Source organism: Pseudomonas sp. GD04015 (assembly GCF_029837675.1).
In the GTDB taxonomy this organism is placed as follows: Bacteria; Pseudomonadota; Gammaproteobacteria; order Pseudomonadales; family Pseudomonadaceae; genus Aquipseudomonas; species Aquipseudomonas paralcaligenes.
Genome location: NZ_JAOEEE010000010.1, coordinates 75512 through 88929, shown reverse-complemented (window position 1 = coordinate 88929; position 13418 = coordinate 75512). Strand labels below are relative to the sequence as shown.

The following is a 13418-nucleotide window of genomic DNA, read 5'->3' as shown; positions in this document are numbered from 1 at the left end:
CAAGGATGTTCGGGCAAAGTGCCATTATCTGCCGATTACTGGAAGGGTCTACTTCCTGCTGATGACGATGTGGCGGCTGGGGGCGGACCAGGATTGGCCGCTGACGCCCTTGGCGATCTGCTGGATTTCACCACCCGAATTGAGGAAGGCGGCTACTTGGGCTTCGAGGGATTCGCGGGTTTCCACTGCCGGTTGCGGCTTGGGTTGCTGGACTTTCTTGACGCGCATGGTTTCCCCCTCGAGGAATGTCGGAGCTATACGAAGGCATAGCAAAAGTGACAGGGATAAAAAAACCGGCCCGTGGGCCGGTTTTTTCGGCAGAGCTGAGGGTCAGATGACCTGAACCTCGTCAGCCTGCATGCCTTTCTGGCCTTGTACAGCGATGAAGGAAACCTGTTGGCCTTCCTTCAGGCTCTTGAAGCCGGCGCTCTGGATGGAGCGGTAGTGCACGAACAGGTCGGCGCCGCTTTCCGGAGTGATGAAGCCGAAACCCTTCTCGTCGTTGAACCATTTGACGGTGCCGGTTTGACGTGCGGACATGGAATATCTCCTTGAACAAAGTGAACATAGCGCTGGAACAGCCCAGGCGATGACTGAGTGCAAAGAGTAAAGAAACCGAGGTAGGTCGGACCGAGATCTAAACCGGTCGATTTGCGGTGACACATGCAACACAGTCCCGCCACCCTACAGGTAAAACGTCCATTTATCTAATCTTTTCTGCCTTTTCCGTTAAATGGTCCGGGGCAGGCGCGCAGGTCCGCTTCTTCGACGAAGGGGTTGCTCCAGCCCATGACGCAGGCGATGCGCTGGTTGCGCTGGCGCTCCCAGGGCTTGGCCGGATAGTGCCGGTTCCACACGTCGAACAGCTGGCGTTCCTGCCGTGACAGACGCAGGCCGTAGCGCTGGCTCATGTAGAGGTAGGTGCGGGCGATCATGCCGCGTACTTCCGGGCGGGGCATGGCCTTGCCGGCCTTGAAGTCGACCACCATCGGGCAGGTCCCGTACTGGTGGGGCTTCTGCGGCAGCCAGGCGAAGGGGAAGTTGCTGCGGTCGCCATTGATCTCGCCGATGCTGGGTACCAGGTTGAACAGGTCGGCCTCGGCGCGGCGGAAGGTGTCGTCGCTGTGCGCGCAATGCTGCCTCCCGCCCTGCTTCCAGCAGCGTCGCTGGTGGCCTATGACCCAGGCCGGCACCAGGTGCTCCCATTCGATGCGTGCGGCGCGCTGCGGGTTCTTGCGGGGCGTGTAGCCGCAGCTTCTCAGGTCGATCCGGTTGCCGCTGTAGCGGCAGCCGCAATAGAACTCCACCGACTGCGGGGCATAGAGTTGCCAGGCGATCTTCTTCGCCTCGGCGAAGGTGCGTGGCGGCGCGGCGTGGGAGGGCAGGGAGATACAGCAGAGCAACAGCAGGGCACAGCGCCAGGGCATGGAGATGGCATCCCGAAAAAAGCGCCGCATGATAGCGGCGCCGCTCCGCTTGCCAATCGTGGCGCGGTGCTGGCCAGGCTTCGCAGCCCGTGCCTTGGGGCGTAGCATCGGCTGATCGAAGAGGTGGAGGTTTCCCATGCGGATCGTCGTACTGCTGCTGACCGGCGCCCTGAGCGGAGCGGTGCTGGCCGCCGAGCCGATATACTGGCCGATCCCCATCGAATACGTCAGCCCCGGCGCCAGTGGCAGCGTCAGCACCTACAGCCGCAGCCAGAGCTATCCGCTCTACGGCGGCCACGCCGTGCCGGGGCTGGGCTACGGCCGCAGCCAGGTGGAGATACGTGGCGGTTCCGCCGTGCGTCAGAGCGGCGGCATCCGCCAGAGCGTCGAGTACCCGGGCGGGCTGGAGGTGCAGCGCTATCCGGGGCAGCGCGGTTATGAGATACGCCGCGAACGCTGATGACTGCTTAACACTTCGAGCGCTTCGGGCTGACAGCGCCGGCCCGGCCCAGCATCATGCGCGGCAATGCATTTCGGAGGGTGAGCGACTGTCATGTCGATGCAGTTCCTGGGGTTCGCGGCGCAGAGCGTGACGGGGCGGGTGCGCGGGCACAACGAGGATGCCGTGCTCTGTCTCCCCGAGTTCGGCCTGTGGGCGGTGGCCGACGGCATGGGCGGGCACCAGTTCGGCGAGGTGGCCAGCGCGCTGGCGCTGGACACCCTGCGCGCGGCGGTTGCCGCCGGCGACGATCTCGAGGCCGCGATCCACGCCGCCAACCAGGCGGTCCTCGACGCGGGCAGGGACAACGGTGGCCGGCGCATGGGCAGCACCGTCGTCGCCGCCCGTTTCGTCGGCGCCGACTTCGAGGTGGCCTGGATCGGTGACAGCCGCGCCTACCTCGTCACTCTGGACGGGATCGCCCGCCTGACCCGCGACCACAGCTGGGTGCAGGCGATGATCGACGCCGGCGAGCTGAGCGTCGAGGAGGCCCGCCAGCATCCGCGGCGCAATATCGTTACCCAGTGCCTGGGGCTGAGCGAGGAGTTCCTCGAGGTCGGCAGGGTGCAAGGGCGCCTGGCGCCCGGTGAATTGCTGCTGCTGTGCAGCGATGGCCTGACCGGCGAGTTGAACGACGGCCAGATCGAGGAGGTCTGTGCTGGTGCGGCGACCCTCGACGAGCTGGTCGAGCAACTGATAGGGCTGGCAAACCGGCTGGGCGGCAAGGACAATATCTCCTGCATCGTCCTGGGCCACAGCCTGCCCGAATCGACGAAGATCGACGCCAAGCCGCGCAATTTCCTCAGCCGGTGGCTCCACTCCCGCAAGCACTGAACGATCGACATCATGGCCACCACTCTGCTTGAGATTCCCGGCTACCGGGTGCATGGACAACTGGGCAAGGGCGGCATGGCCGAGATTTTCCTGGCCACCCAGGAATCGCTGAGCCGCAAGGTGGCGATCAAGGTGCTGCGCCGCGCCGAGGACGAAGCCTTCAGCCAGCGCTTCGTCAGAGAGGCGCACATGGTCGCCTCGCTCAACCACCCCTCCATCATCACCATCCACGACATCGACCGCCTCGCCGATGGCCGCCACTACCTGGCCATGGAGTTCCTGCCGGGCGGCGACCTGGCGCGGCACAAGGGCGAGCTGTTCGCCCCCGAGCGCGCGCTGGAGGTCGTCAGGCAGATCGCCAGCGGCCTGGCCGTGGTCCACGACAAGGGCATGGTGCACCGCGACGTGAAGCCGGCCAACGTGCTGTTCCGCGCCGACGGAACCGCCGTGCTCACCGACTTCGGCGTGGCCAAGGACCTGGACATCGACAGCGAGCTGACCCAGTTCGGCGTCGCCGTCGGCAGCCCGGCCTACAGCAGCCCGGAGCAGGCCCAGTGCCAGCCGCTGGACGCGCGCAGCGACATCTACAGCCTGGGCGTGATCCTTCTGGAGATGCTGACCGGCAGCAATCCCTTCCGTGGCGGCAACTACACCCAGACGGTGGTCAATCACGTGCAGATGGAGCCGCCGCTGGCGGACAGCCTAGGCGCCTTCCGTGGCGTGCTGGCGCGCATGCTGGCGAAGAGCCCGGACCAGCGCTTCGCCGACTGCCGCGCCCTGCTGGCCGCGCTGGACGAGGTGGAGCTGAGCGACCTGGAGCAGACCCAGATACGCCCCGCGGCGCCGGTCACGGGGGCGCCCGCGCCGCGCCGCCGCCGGTCTGCCATGCCGCTGCTGGCGACGTTGAGCGTGCTGGTGCTGATCGGCACCCTGACCTTCGCCGGCCTGTACCTCAAGGAGCGCCGGGAACTCCAGGCCCTGCTGGACGAGGCCGAGCAGCGCTTCGCCAGCGGCCATCTGGTCGAACCGGAGGGGGACAGCGCCGAGCACTACTTCAACCGGGTGCTGGCGCTCGACGAGCAGAATGGCGAGGCGCTGAATGGCCTGCGGCGCATCCGCGAGTCGCGCATCGGCGCGCTGCTGGTCCAGGCCGACCAGCGCCTGGCCGAGGGCCTGCTGACCGAGCCCGCCGAGGACAACGCCGACTTCTACTATCGCCAGGTCCTGGCCATCGACCCGCAGCACGCCGGGGCGCTCGAGGGCCTGCAGCGGCTGCTGGCGGCGCGTATCGCCCGCTCCCTGGCGCTGGCGGAGCAGAGCATCGCCGACAAGCGCCTGCTGCTGCCGGAGGGCGACAGCGCGGTGCACTACTTCCGCCAGGTGCTCGGCTGGTCGCCGGACAACGCCGAGGCCCTGGCCGGGCTCAACCGGGTGGCCCTGCGCTACCGCGAACTGGCCGGCAGCGCCTACCGACGTAGCGACTTCCCCGGCGCGCTGGCGATGATCGAGCGGGGCCTGGAGGCCGAGCCGCAGAACACCGAGCTGCTGCGCATGCGCGGCGAGCACCAGCGGCTGCTTGACGAGGCCCGTGTCGCCAGCACCCGCGCCGCGGCCGCCAAGGTCGAGCGCGAACACGACAGCAACCCGATCAAACGTGTCTGGAACAACCTCTTCGGTCAGTAGGAACGCATCCATGCTCAAACTGCATTTCAAGGACAGCCGCCAGGCCCCCGTCTGGCTGGTCGAGGAGCGTTTCACCCTGGGCCGCGACCGGCGCAACGACCTGGTGCTGGAAGACCCCGGCATCAGCGCCTTCCACGCCGAGATCCGCCAGGAGGGCGGCCTCTACTACATCAGCGACTGCGAGAGCGAGCAGGGCACCTTCGTCAATGACGAGCGCGTTGCCAGCCGCTACCAGCTGCGCTCGGACGACCGGGTGCGTCTGGGTGACGTCGAGCTGCTGCTGGTCGACCCGGGCAAGGCCGGCGCCCGTGCCGAGGTCGGCCAGCGCTGGTTCCTGCAGGTGATCCAGGGTGAGCACGAGGGGCGCAAGTTCCACATCAGCGGCTCGATGACCTTCGGCCGCTCGGTGAAGTGCGAGCTGTGCTTCAGTGATGCCCAGCTGTCGCGCCGCCACTGCGAGTTCTTCCTGCGCGATGATGGCCTGGAGGTCAAGGACCTGGCCTCCGCCAACGGGCTGACGGTCAACGGCGAGAAAACCAGCGGCGCGGTGCTCGAGCCCGGCGATCAGGTGCGCATGGGCTCGGTGGTGTTGCTGGTGATCGGCCCCAGGGTCGAGGCCCGGGAGGCGGAAGAGGAGGTCGGCGAGGACGCCACCGTGTTCGTGCGTGCCGTCGATCTGCCCCGGCCCATGCCCCGGTCGACCCCCAGGAGCGCCCAGGGGACCGTCAACCCGCTGCACGCCGCCGCCCGCGCCCAGGCCGCGCCGCCTCCGGTAGCAGCCAAGAGCGGCGGCGCGGCGCTGGGCATCGGCCTGATGCTCCTGGTGCTGGCGGTGGGTGGAGGGTTGGCCGCCGCCTTCCTGCTCTGAGAGCCTGTTCACGATCTTCTGGCTGTCGGCCACACAGCGTTAAAAACGGCTCCGTTACGTGTGGTAGCGCCCCCTTCTGGATCCCCGCCTGCGCGGGGATGACGAGGCTGGGGTGAGGGTTTCTTCCGGAGCCGTCATTCCCGCGTAGGCGGGAATCCAGGGGCAGGCAGCTGCAGTGCCCAGATAGAGGGCCTTGATCCAGAGGACCGTGAACAGGATCTGAATCCGGCCCGGGTCACTACCGCTCGGCATTCTTCATCAAACTGTCATCGAACTGTGGCAGCGGGAACCCTTGAACGTCAGCAAACTTGCGTCCTACTGGGGTTCTGCGTTCTGGGTGTTTCCGATGCGTGCGTGGCTTCTATTCGCCGCACTCTTGTGTGGCTGGCCGTCCTTTGCGGCCGCGAAATGCGATGTGCAGGTGCCGGCCGCCACGGCGGACGTGGGCGACGTGCGCCTGGTCTACCAGAGCATCGGCCGCGACAGCGATCCAGCCCTGCTGCTGGTGATGGGCCTGGGCGGGCAACTGATCCACTGGCCGGACGAGGTGGTCGAGCGCCTCTGCCAGCAGGGTTTCCGGGTGATCCGCTTCGACAACCGCGACGTCGGCCTGTCGACCTGGCGCCATGAGCCGCCGCCCGCCAATCTGGGCTACGAGGTATTGCGCTTCCAGCTTGGCCTGGGAGCCACCGCGCCCTATTCGCTGCGCGACATGGCGGGTGACGCCCTCGGCCTGATGGACGAGCTGGGCGTGCGCCGCTTCCACGTGCTTGGCGCCAGCATGGGCGGGATGATCGCTCAGCACATGGCCGACCTCGCGCCGCAGCGGGTGGAGAGCCTGACCCTGGTGATGACCAGCTCCGGCGCGCCCGGCCTGCCGCCACCCAGCGCCGAACTGCTGACGCAACTGGCGCGGCGCGAGGCACCGAGCCGGCAGGCCGCCATCGAGCAGCAGGCCGATCTGCTGGCCGCCCTTGGCAGCCCCGGCCAGCCGGTGGAGCGCATCCAGTTGCTGCACGAGGCCGAGCGCAGCTACGACCGCGCCTTCAATCCGCAGGGTGTGCAGCGGCAGATCCTGGCGATTCTCGCCGAGCCGAGCCGGGTGGAGATGCTCAACCGCCTGCGGGTGCCGACCCTGGTGGTGCATGGCACGGCCGATCCGCTGCTGCCGGTGATGCACGGGGTGCACGTGGCCGCACATATCCGTGGCAGCCAGCTGCGCCTGATCCCGGGACTGGCACACCGCTTCCAGAGCGCCTTCCGCGAACCGTTGCTGGCCGCCGTGCTGCCGCACCTGCAGGCACATCGCCTGGACGACACCCAACTGGCCCACCTGGAACCGTACAGCCCGGCGGCATCGAGCCTCTAGAGCGAAGCGGCCTGGATGACCGGCTGCGGCGCCGGCTGGCTGCCGTGCAGGTAGTCGCGCAGGCGCGCCTGCTGGCCGGGTGTCATGAACAGGCCGAGCTTGGTGCGACGCCAGAGGATGTCCTCGGCCTCCTGCGCCCATTCCTCGCGGCGCAGATAGTCCACTTCGCGGGTGTAGAGGCCGGCGCCCAGGTGCTCGCCCAGGTCGCCTTGCTGGCGCACGCCTTCCAGCAGGCGCCAGGCGCGGCTACCGTAGGTGGCGGTCCAGCGCCGGGCCAGGTCGCGGTCGAGCCAGCCGAAGCGGGTGACCAGTTGCTCCGCCAGCGCCTCGCGGCTGGTCATATCCTCGCCGCCGGGCAGCGGCGCCTGGGCGGTCCAGGCCGGGCCGAGGCGGGGGAAGGTCGGCGCCAGCAGGGCCATGGCCGACTCGGCGAGCTTGCGGTAGGTGGTCAGCTTGCCGCCGAACACCGACAGCAGCGGCGCCTCGCCGGGGGCGCCGGCCAGCGACAGGGTGTAGTCGCGGGTGATCGCCGAGGGCATGTCGGATTCGTCGTCGCACAGCGGGCGCACGCCGGAGTAACTGTGCAGGATGTCGGTGCGGCCCAGCTGGCGCTTGAAGTGGGCGTTGACCACGGCCAGCAGGTAGTCGGTCTCCTCGTCGCTGATCGTCACCCGCGCCGGGTCGCCAGTGAATTCGCGGTCGGTGGTGCCGATCAGGCTGAAACGCTCCAGCCAGGGGATGACGAAGACGATGCGCTGGTCCTCGTTCTGCAGGATGTAGGCCTTGTCCTGGTCATGCAGGCGCGGCACCACGATGTGGCTGCCCTGGATCAGGCGGATGCCGTAGGGCGCCTTCTGCTTCAGGTCCTCGCCGAGGAAGCGGGCCACCCAGGGGCCGGCGGCGTTGACCAGGGCGCGCGCGCGGATCGAGAACAGGCTGCCGTCGGCGCGCTCCAGGTGCAGGTGCCACAGGCCCTTGCTGCGCCGGGCGCTGACGCAGCGGGTGCGGGTGTGGATGTGGGCACGCCGTTCGCGGGCAGCCATGGCGTTGAGCACCACCAGACGGGCGTCGTCGACCCAGCAGTCGGAATATTCGAAACCGCGCACCATCTCCGCGCGCAGCGGGCTGCCGGCGCCGAAGCGCACGCCGTGGGAGCCCGCCAGCTTCTCGCGCTTGCCCAGGTGGTCGTAGAGGAACAGGCCGGCGCGAATCATCCAGGCGGGGCGCAGGTGCGGACGGTGCGGCAGGATGAAGCGCATCGGCTTGACGATGTGCGGCGCCTTGGCCAGCAGTACCTCGCGCTCGGCCAGCGCCTCGCGCACCAGGCGGAATTCGTGGTGTTCCAGGTAGCGCAGGCCGCCGTGGATCAGCTTGCTGCTGGCCGACGAGGTGTGGCTGGCCAGGTCGTCGCGTTCGCAGAGGAACACCGACAGGCCGCGCCCGGCCGCGTCGGCGGCGATGCCGGCGCCGTTGATGCCGCCGCCGACCACGGCCAGGTCGTAGATTTCGGCGATGGGGGGCGTCTGGCTGTGCGGCATGGCGAGGCACCTTTGTTTGAATTCGAAATTAAATATTCGTTTCCGAAAATAGCCTAGCCGAACGAGCGCGCTTGCGCCAGCCCGGACGTCGGCAAGTGGGAGTAGGGCGGGTGCAACCCGCATGTGCATCGGAGGCAGGGGCCGCGCGGGTTGCGCCCGCCCTATGTTCAGACGATATGCAGGCGGATCTGCTGCTCGGCCAGCAGCTGGGCGATGGCGGGGGCGGGCGGGGCGTCGGTGTAGAGGTGGTCGACCAGGGCGATGGCGCCCAGGCGCACCACCGCGTTGCGCCCGAACTTGCTGGAGTCGGCGGCCAGCAGCACCTGCCGGGCGTTGTCGATGATCGCCTGGGAGACGCGCACTTCCTGGTAGTCGAAGTCCAGCAGGCTGCCGTCCTCGTCGATGCCGCTGATGCCGACCACGGCGAAGTCGACCTTGAACTGCTGGATGAAGTCCACCGCCGTCTGGCCCACCACGCCGCCGTCGGCGCGCACGCTGCCGCCGGCCACCAGCACCTCGAAGTCGGCCTTGTCGGCCAGGGTGGCGGCCACGTGCAGGTTGTTGGTGATCACCTTGAGGTGCTTGTGCCCGAGCAGCGCGCGGGCGATGGCCTCGGTGGTGGTGCCGATATTGATGAACAGCGAGGCATGGTCGGGGATGGCTGCGGCGACGGCCTCGGCGATGCGCTGCTTTTCGTCGCGCATCTGCCCGGCGCGCATGGCGTAGGCGGTGTTCTGGATGCTCGATGCCTCGCTCGCCGCGCCGCCGTGGGTGCGGCGCAACAGCCCTTGTTCGGCGAGCTGGTTGATGTCGCGGCGGATGGTCTGCGGGGTCACGGCGAAGGCCTGGGCCAGCTCGTCGATGCTGACGTAGCCGCGCTCGCGGGCGCGTTCGAGGATGCTCTGCTGGCGGGGCGGGAGGCTCATGGGCTGTCCTTCGGCGTGGGTCGGGCGATTATAGCGAGCTGCCGGCCGCAGGCGACCGTCATGCCAGCCATCCATGGCAGCCACTCTTGCGGGCCGTCGCCGGGCGAGGTTAAAAACTGCTCCCGGCGGTTTTTTCCGCTAAGGTACGCGAATTCCGACTGGGATTTTCACATTCGAACATGACGCCCGCCATCGATCTGCTGAAAAAGGCCAAGGCCGAGCACAAGGTGCACAGCTACCATCACGACCCCAAGTCTGCCTCCTATGGCCTGGAGGCCGCCGAGAAGCTCGGCCTGGACCCGGCGCAGGTGTTCAAGACGCTGCTCGCCGCCACCGAGAAGGGCGAGCTGCTGGTGGCGGTGGTGCCGGTGGCCGGCAGCCTCGACCTCAAGGCTCTGGCCCACGCCGCCGGCGCCAAGAAGGCCGACATGGCCGATCCACAGCAGGCCCAGCGCAGCACCGGCTACCTGGTGGGCGGCATCAGCCCGCTGGGGCAGAAGAAGCGCCTGCGCACCTTCATCGACGAGAGCGCCCGGCGCTACCCGACCATCCACGTCAGCGCCGGCCGACGCGGCCTGGAGGTGGAGCTGGCAGCCGAGGTGCTGGCCCAGCACACCCAGGCGAGCTTCGCCGACATCGGCCGGCCCTGAGCGGCCGATCACCACCAGGGAAGGAGGACAGCATGGCGTACGACAGGATCGACTGGCATTCCGGCGGCGACTATCCGGCGGGCCTGCCGGAGGAGAACGGCGGCATCCATATCGGCATGTTCCTGGCCTGGGCCTTCGGCCAGGGCATGGCGGGAGAGGTTCACCGCGAGGACTCGGCAGACCTGCTGGCTGCGCTGCAGCGGCGCGAGATCACCGGCCTGGAGTTCCTGTTGCGGGCCTGTGACAGCAAGTTCTGGGACGAGGATCTGAACGAGGAAGGCAACGCCTTCGCCATCGACTACTACAACACGGGCGACGAATCGCCGTTCGCCCGCCAGCACGGCGACTACCTGGGCGACTACTGCGATTTGTTCAACCGCCACGCCGAGGCGCACGGCTTCGAGTACGAGAGCACCTACCACGTCGAGAACACCTGGGAGAACTTCGAGCGGGTGCGGGCGATGCTCGACCAGCGCCTCGCCCAGTGGCGCGCCTGGCGCGAGGACGATGCCAATCGCACGCTCGACCCGAAGGCGCAGTTCCTGCGTGCCTGCGCCGAGGTCGGCGACGTGCTGGCGGCGCAGGGCTTCAAGCCCAACAAGCACGGCACGCTGTGGAAGAAGGCGGCGGCCGACCGCGATACGCTGTTCGAGGTCGAGTTCGAGGCGGAGCGCTACAACACCCGCGCCAACGTGCAGATGACGGTGAACGTGCGCATCTCCAGCAAGCGGCTCAAACATTGGCTGCAGGAGATCACCGGCAATAGTCACTGCGACGGCTACCTGCTGTTCGGCTCGCTGCGTCGGCCGGAGAAGGCCGCCAGGGTCATCGTCTGGCAGGTTTCCGGCGTCTCCCTGGCACAGTCGGTGCGGGAGATGCGCGAGGCGATAGCGCAATACCTGCTGCCGCTGTTCGAGCTGTTCGGTGACCGAGAGCGTGCACTGGAGCACCTGGCCGCCCATGGTGCCGGCTTCACCGGCGTGTGCCAGCCCGAGGCCACGCCGATGGCCTTCATGTTGTTCTACGGCAGCAGGGAACAGGCCCAGCGCTTCTTCGAGCACTACTACGCGAGCCGTCCCGGACCGTGGCGCGGCAACATCGCCAAGACCTTCGCCCGGCTCCAGGCGGGGGAGGAAATCCGCTGGAACATGTCCGCCTATTCCGACGAGCACCGCATCAAGCTGGCCTTCGCCCAGGGCCTGGCGCTGCCTGCCCGGACAGGCGGGAGCTGAGGCGGCCGCCGTGCCGACAACCCGATTACAAGTAGAACAAGGAAGCAAGACGCCATGACCCAGTACCTCCTGGCCATCGACCAGGGCACCACCAGCTCCCGCGCCATCGTCTTCAGCGCCCAGGGCCTGCCGCTGGCCAGCGCGCAGCGCGAGTTCAAGCAGTACTTCCCGCAGGACGGCTGGGTCGAGCACGACGCCGAGGAAATCTGGCTGAGCACCTTGGAGGTGTGCCGCGAGGCGCTGGCCAGCAAGGGCCTGAAGGCCGAGGAGGTGCTGGCCATCGGCATCACCAACCAGCGCGAGACCACCCTGGTGTGGGACGCGGCCACCGGCACGCCGATCCATCCGGCCATCGTCTGGCAGGACCGGCGCACGGCCGATTACTGCGCCGGGCTCAAGGCGGCCGGCCACGAGGCGCGGGTGACGGACAAGACCGGCCTGCTGATCGACCCCTATTTTTCCGCCACCAAGCTGCGCTGGATTCTCGACCAGGTACCCGGCGCCCGCGAGCGCGCGGCGCGCGGCGAACTGCGCTTCGGCACCGTCGACAGCTTCCTGCTGTGGCGCCTGACCGGCGGCAAGGCGCACCGCACCGACGCCAGCAATGCCTCGCGCACCCTGCTGTTCAACATCCACGAGCAGCGCTGGGACGACGAGCTGCTGGCGCTGTTCGACATTCCGCGCAGCCTGCTGCCGGAAGTGCTCGACTGCGCCGCCGGGTTCGGCACCACCGAGCCGGGCCTGCTCGGCGCCGCCATCCCGGTGCTGGGCATGGCCGGCGACCAGCAGGCGGCGCTGATCGGCCAGGCCTGCTTCCGCCCCGGCATGGTCAAGAGCACCTACGGTACCGGCTGCTTCATGATCCAGAACACCGGCGACACCCCGGTGCGCTCGCGCAACCGCCTGCTGACCACCGTCGGCTACCGGCTGAACGGTAAGGTCACCTACGCGGTGGAGGGCAGCATCTTCGTCGCCGGCGCCGCCGTGCAGTGGCTGCGTGACGGCATCAAGCTGATCGGCCACGCCCGCGACAGCGAGGCGCTGGCCGAGCAGACCGGCGACGCCTGCGGGGTGTACCTGGTGCCGGCCTTCACCGGCCTCGGCGCGCCGTACTGGGACCCCAAGGCGCGTGGCGCCATCTTCGGCCTGACCCGCGACACCGGGATCAAGGAGATCGTCACCGCCGGCCTGCAGTCGGTGTGCTACCAGACCCGCGACCTGCTCGAAGCGATGCGCCAGGACGGCGCCGCCGAGCCCAGCGCGCTGCGCGTGGACGGCGGCATGGTAGTCAACAACTGGGTCATGCAGTTCCTCGCCGACATCCTCGGCGTGCCGGTGGAGCGTCCGGTGGTCACCGAGACCACCGCCCTCGGCGTGGCCTACCTGGCCGGCCTGCAGGCCGGGCTGTACCGCGACCTGGACGAGATCGCCGGCCACTGGCACCGCGAGCAGCCGTTCGCCCCGCGCATGGCCGGCGCCCACCGCGACCGCCTCTACGCCGGCTGGCTGGACGCGGTGAAGCGGGTGCGCAGCGAAGCCTGAGGGTGATACAAGTGCATCGGTTCCCTGCGCGAGGTCGTCGCATGCCTGGAAGTCGCCTGCCTGCCTTGATCGCCCTGCTGGCCAGCCTGAGCGCACCCCTGGCGGCGCGCGGCGAGACGCTGGTGATCGCCGCCGATCCCTGGTGCCCGATCAACTGCGCGGCCGATGCCGAGCGGCCGGGCATCTTCGTCGAGCTGGCGCGGGACATCTTCGCCGAGGCTGGCATCGAGGTGCGCTACGAGACACGCAACTGGGCGCGGGTGCTGCAACAGGTGCGCCGCGGCGAGATCAACGCCGCGGTCGGCGCCGGCCGCGAGGACGCCCCCGACTTCCTGTTCACCGACACGCCGGTGGCGCTGTCGCGCAACTGCTTCTATACGCTGCCGGCGTCGACCTGGCGCTACACCGGGGTCGATTCGCTGCCGGGTGTGCGCCTCGGCGTGATCAACGACTACAGCTACGGCGAGCTGATCAACGCCTACGTCGAAGCCCATCGCCGCGACGATCAGCACGTGCAGGTGGCCGCCGGCGACCGCGCGCTGGAGATCAACCTGAACAAGCTGCGCCTCGGCCGCCTCGATGTCGTGCTGGAGAACAGCTGGGTGCTGCAGGCGCACCTGGCCGCGCGGGGGCGCCCGGTCGAGGTGCGCGAGGCCGGCTGCCGCGAGCCGGACGTGCCGATCTACCTGGCCTTCTCCCCGGCGCGGGAGGACAGTGCGCGCTACGTCGAGCTGTTCGAGCGGGGCCTGCGGCGCTACCGCGCCGACGGCCGCTTGGAGGCGCTGCTGCGGGCCTACGGTGTGGACCTGTAACGGCGCAATCGTCGGCGACTGTATCGGGCGATGCCGGC

General features: G+C 68.4%; 14 protein-coding genes. 9 read left to right on the top strand and 5 right to left on the bottom strand.

From position 1 onward, the window contains the following. Positions 1–48: 48 nt before the first annotated feature. The 3 genes from N7640_RS11405 to N7640_RS11395 form a co-directional block, all read right to left on the bottom strand. Entirely contained in the window at positions 49–228 is a 180-nt protein-coding gene (locus N7640_RS11405; protein WP_220815015.1) for a hypothetical protein, read from the bottom strand. Positions 229–330: 102 nt separating this feature from the next. Next, positions 331–540, bottom strand: a complete 210-nt coding sequence (locus N7640_RS11400) for a cold-shock protein (protein ID WP_192317070.1) — start codon at positions 538–540, stop codon at positions 331–333. A gap of 167 nt (positions 541–707) precedes the next feature. Beyond that, positions 708–1427 carry an endonuclease I family protein gene (locus N7640_RS11395; protein WP_279904832.1) on the bottom strand — a complete coding sequence of 240 codons (720 nt, stop codon included), beginning with the start codon at positions 1425–1427 and terminating at the stop codon, positions 708–710. A 136-nt stretch (positions 1428–1563) separates the two neighbouring features. On the opposite strand from N7640_RS11395, the gene N7640_RS11390 reads away from it, so the two are divergent. The 5 genes from N7640_RS11390 (at position 1564) to N7640_RS11370 (ending at position 6680) form a co-directional block, all read left to right on the top strand. Continuing rightward, positions 1564–1887 carry a hypothetical protein gene (locus N7640_RS11390; RefSeq protein ID WP_279904831.1) on the top strand — a complete coding sequence of 108 codons (324 nt, stop codon included), beginning with the start codon at positions 1564–1566 and terminating at the stop codon, positions 1885–1887. A 93-nt stretch (positions 1888–1980) separates the two neighbouring features. After that, on the top strand, positions 1981–2760 hold the full coding sequence (locus tag N7640_RS11385; protein WP_279904830.1) for a protein phosphatase 2C domain-containing protein: 780 nt from the start codon (positions 1981–1983) through the stop codon (positions 2758–2760). Positions 2761–2772: 12 nt separating this feature from the next. Then, positions 2773–4443: a serine/threonine-protein kinase gene (locus N7640_RS11380; protein WP_279904829.1), complete on the top strand. Its 1671-nt coding sequence runs from the start codon at positions 2773–2775 to the stop codon at positions 4441–4443. A gap of 10 nt (positions 4444–4453) precedes the next feature. Then, positions 4454–5311 (top strand): FHA domain-containing protein, encoded by an 858-nt coding sequence (locus tag N7640_RS11375; protein WP_279904828.1) that lies wholly within the window; start codon positions 4454–4456, stop codon positions 5309–5311. Positions 5312–5657: 346 nt separating this feature from the next. Further along, on the top strand, positions 5658–6680 hold the full coding sequence (locus N7640_RS11370) for an alpha/beta hydrolase (RefSeq protein WP_279904826.1): 1023 nt from the start codon (positions 5658–5660) through the stop codon (positions 6678–6680). Here N7640_RS11370 and glpD read toward each other — a convergent pair. Together glpD and N7640_RS11360 are read right to left on the bottom strand one after the other, a co-directional pair. Continuing rightward, positions 6677–8218 carry a glycerol-3-phosphate dehydrogenase gene (gene glpD / locus N7640_RS11365; RefSeq protein WP_279904825.1) on the bottom strand — a complete coding sequence of 514 codons (1542 nt, stop codon included), beginning with the start codon at positions 8216–8218 and terminating at the stop codon, positions 6677–6679. The two genes, N7640_RS11370 and glpD, sit on opposite strands and share 4 nt — an antisense overlap. Before the next feature lie 167 nt (positions 8219–8385). Continuing rightward, entirely contained in the window at positions 8386–9144 is a 759-nt protein-coding gene (locus N7640_RS11360) for a DeoR family transcriptional regulator (protein ID WP_279904824.1), read from the bottom strand. 179 nt (positions 9145–9323) lie between these two features. On the opposite strand from N7640_RS11360, the gene ybaK reads away from it, so the two are divergent. The 4 genes from ybaK to N7640_RS11340 are packed head-to-tail and all read left to right on the top strand — an operon-like array spanning position 9324 to position 13380. Then, complete coding sequence (gene ybaK / locus N7640_RS11355) at positions 9324–9794, top strand: Cys-tRNA(Pro) deacylase (protein ID WP_220815006.1); 471 nt, start codon at positions 9324–9326, stop codon at positions 9792–9794. Positions 9795–9826: 32 nt separating this feature from the next. Beyond that, positions 9827–11026 (top strand): hypothetical protein, encoded by a 1200-nt coding sequence (locus N7640_RS11350; RefSeq protein ID WP_279904822.1) that lies wholly within the window; start codon positions 9827–9829, stop codon positions 11024–11026. A 54-nt stretch (positions 11027–11080) separates the two neighbouring features. After that, entirely contained in the window at positions 11081–12568 is a 1488-nt protein-coding gene (gene glpK / locus N7640_RS11345; RefSeq protein WP_279904821.1) for a glycerol kinase GlpK, read from the top strand. A gap of 41 nt (positions 12569–12609) precedes the next feature. Then, complete coding sequence (locus N7640_RS11340) at positions 12610–13380, top strand: transporter substrate-binding domain-containing protein (protein ID WP_279904820.1); 771 nt, start codon at positions 12610–12612, stop codon at positions 13378–13380. The last annotated feature ends 38 nt before the right edge of the window (positions 13381–13418 follow it).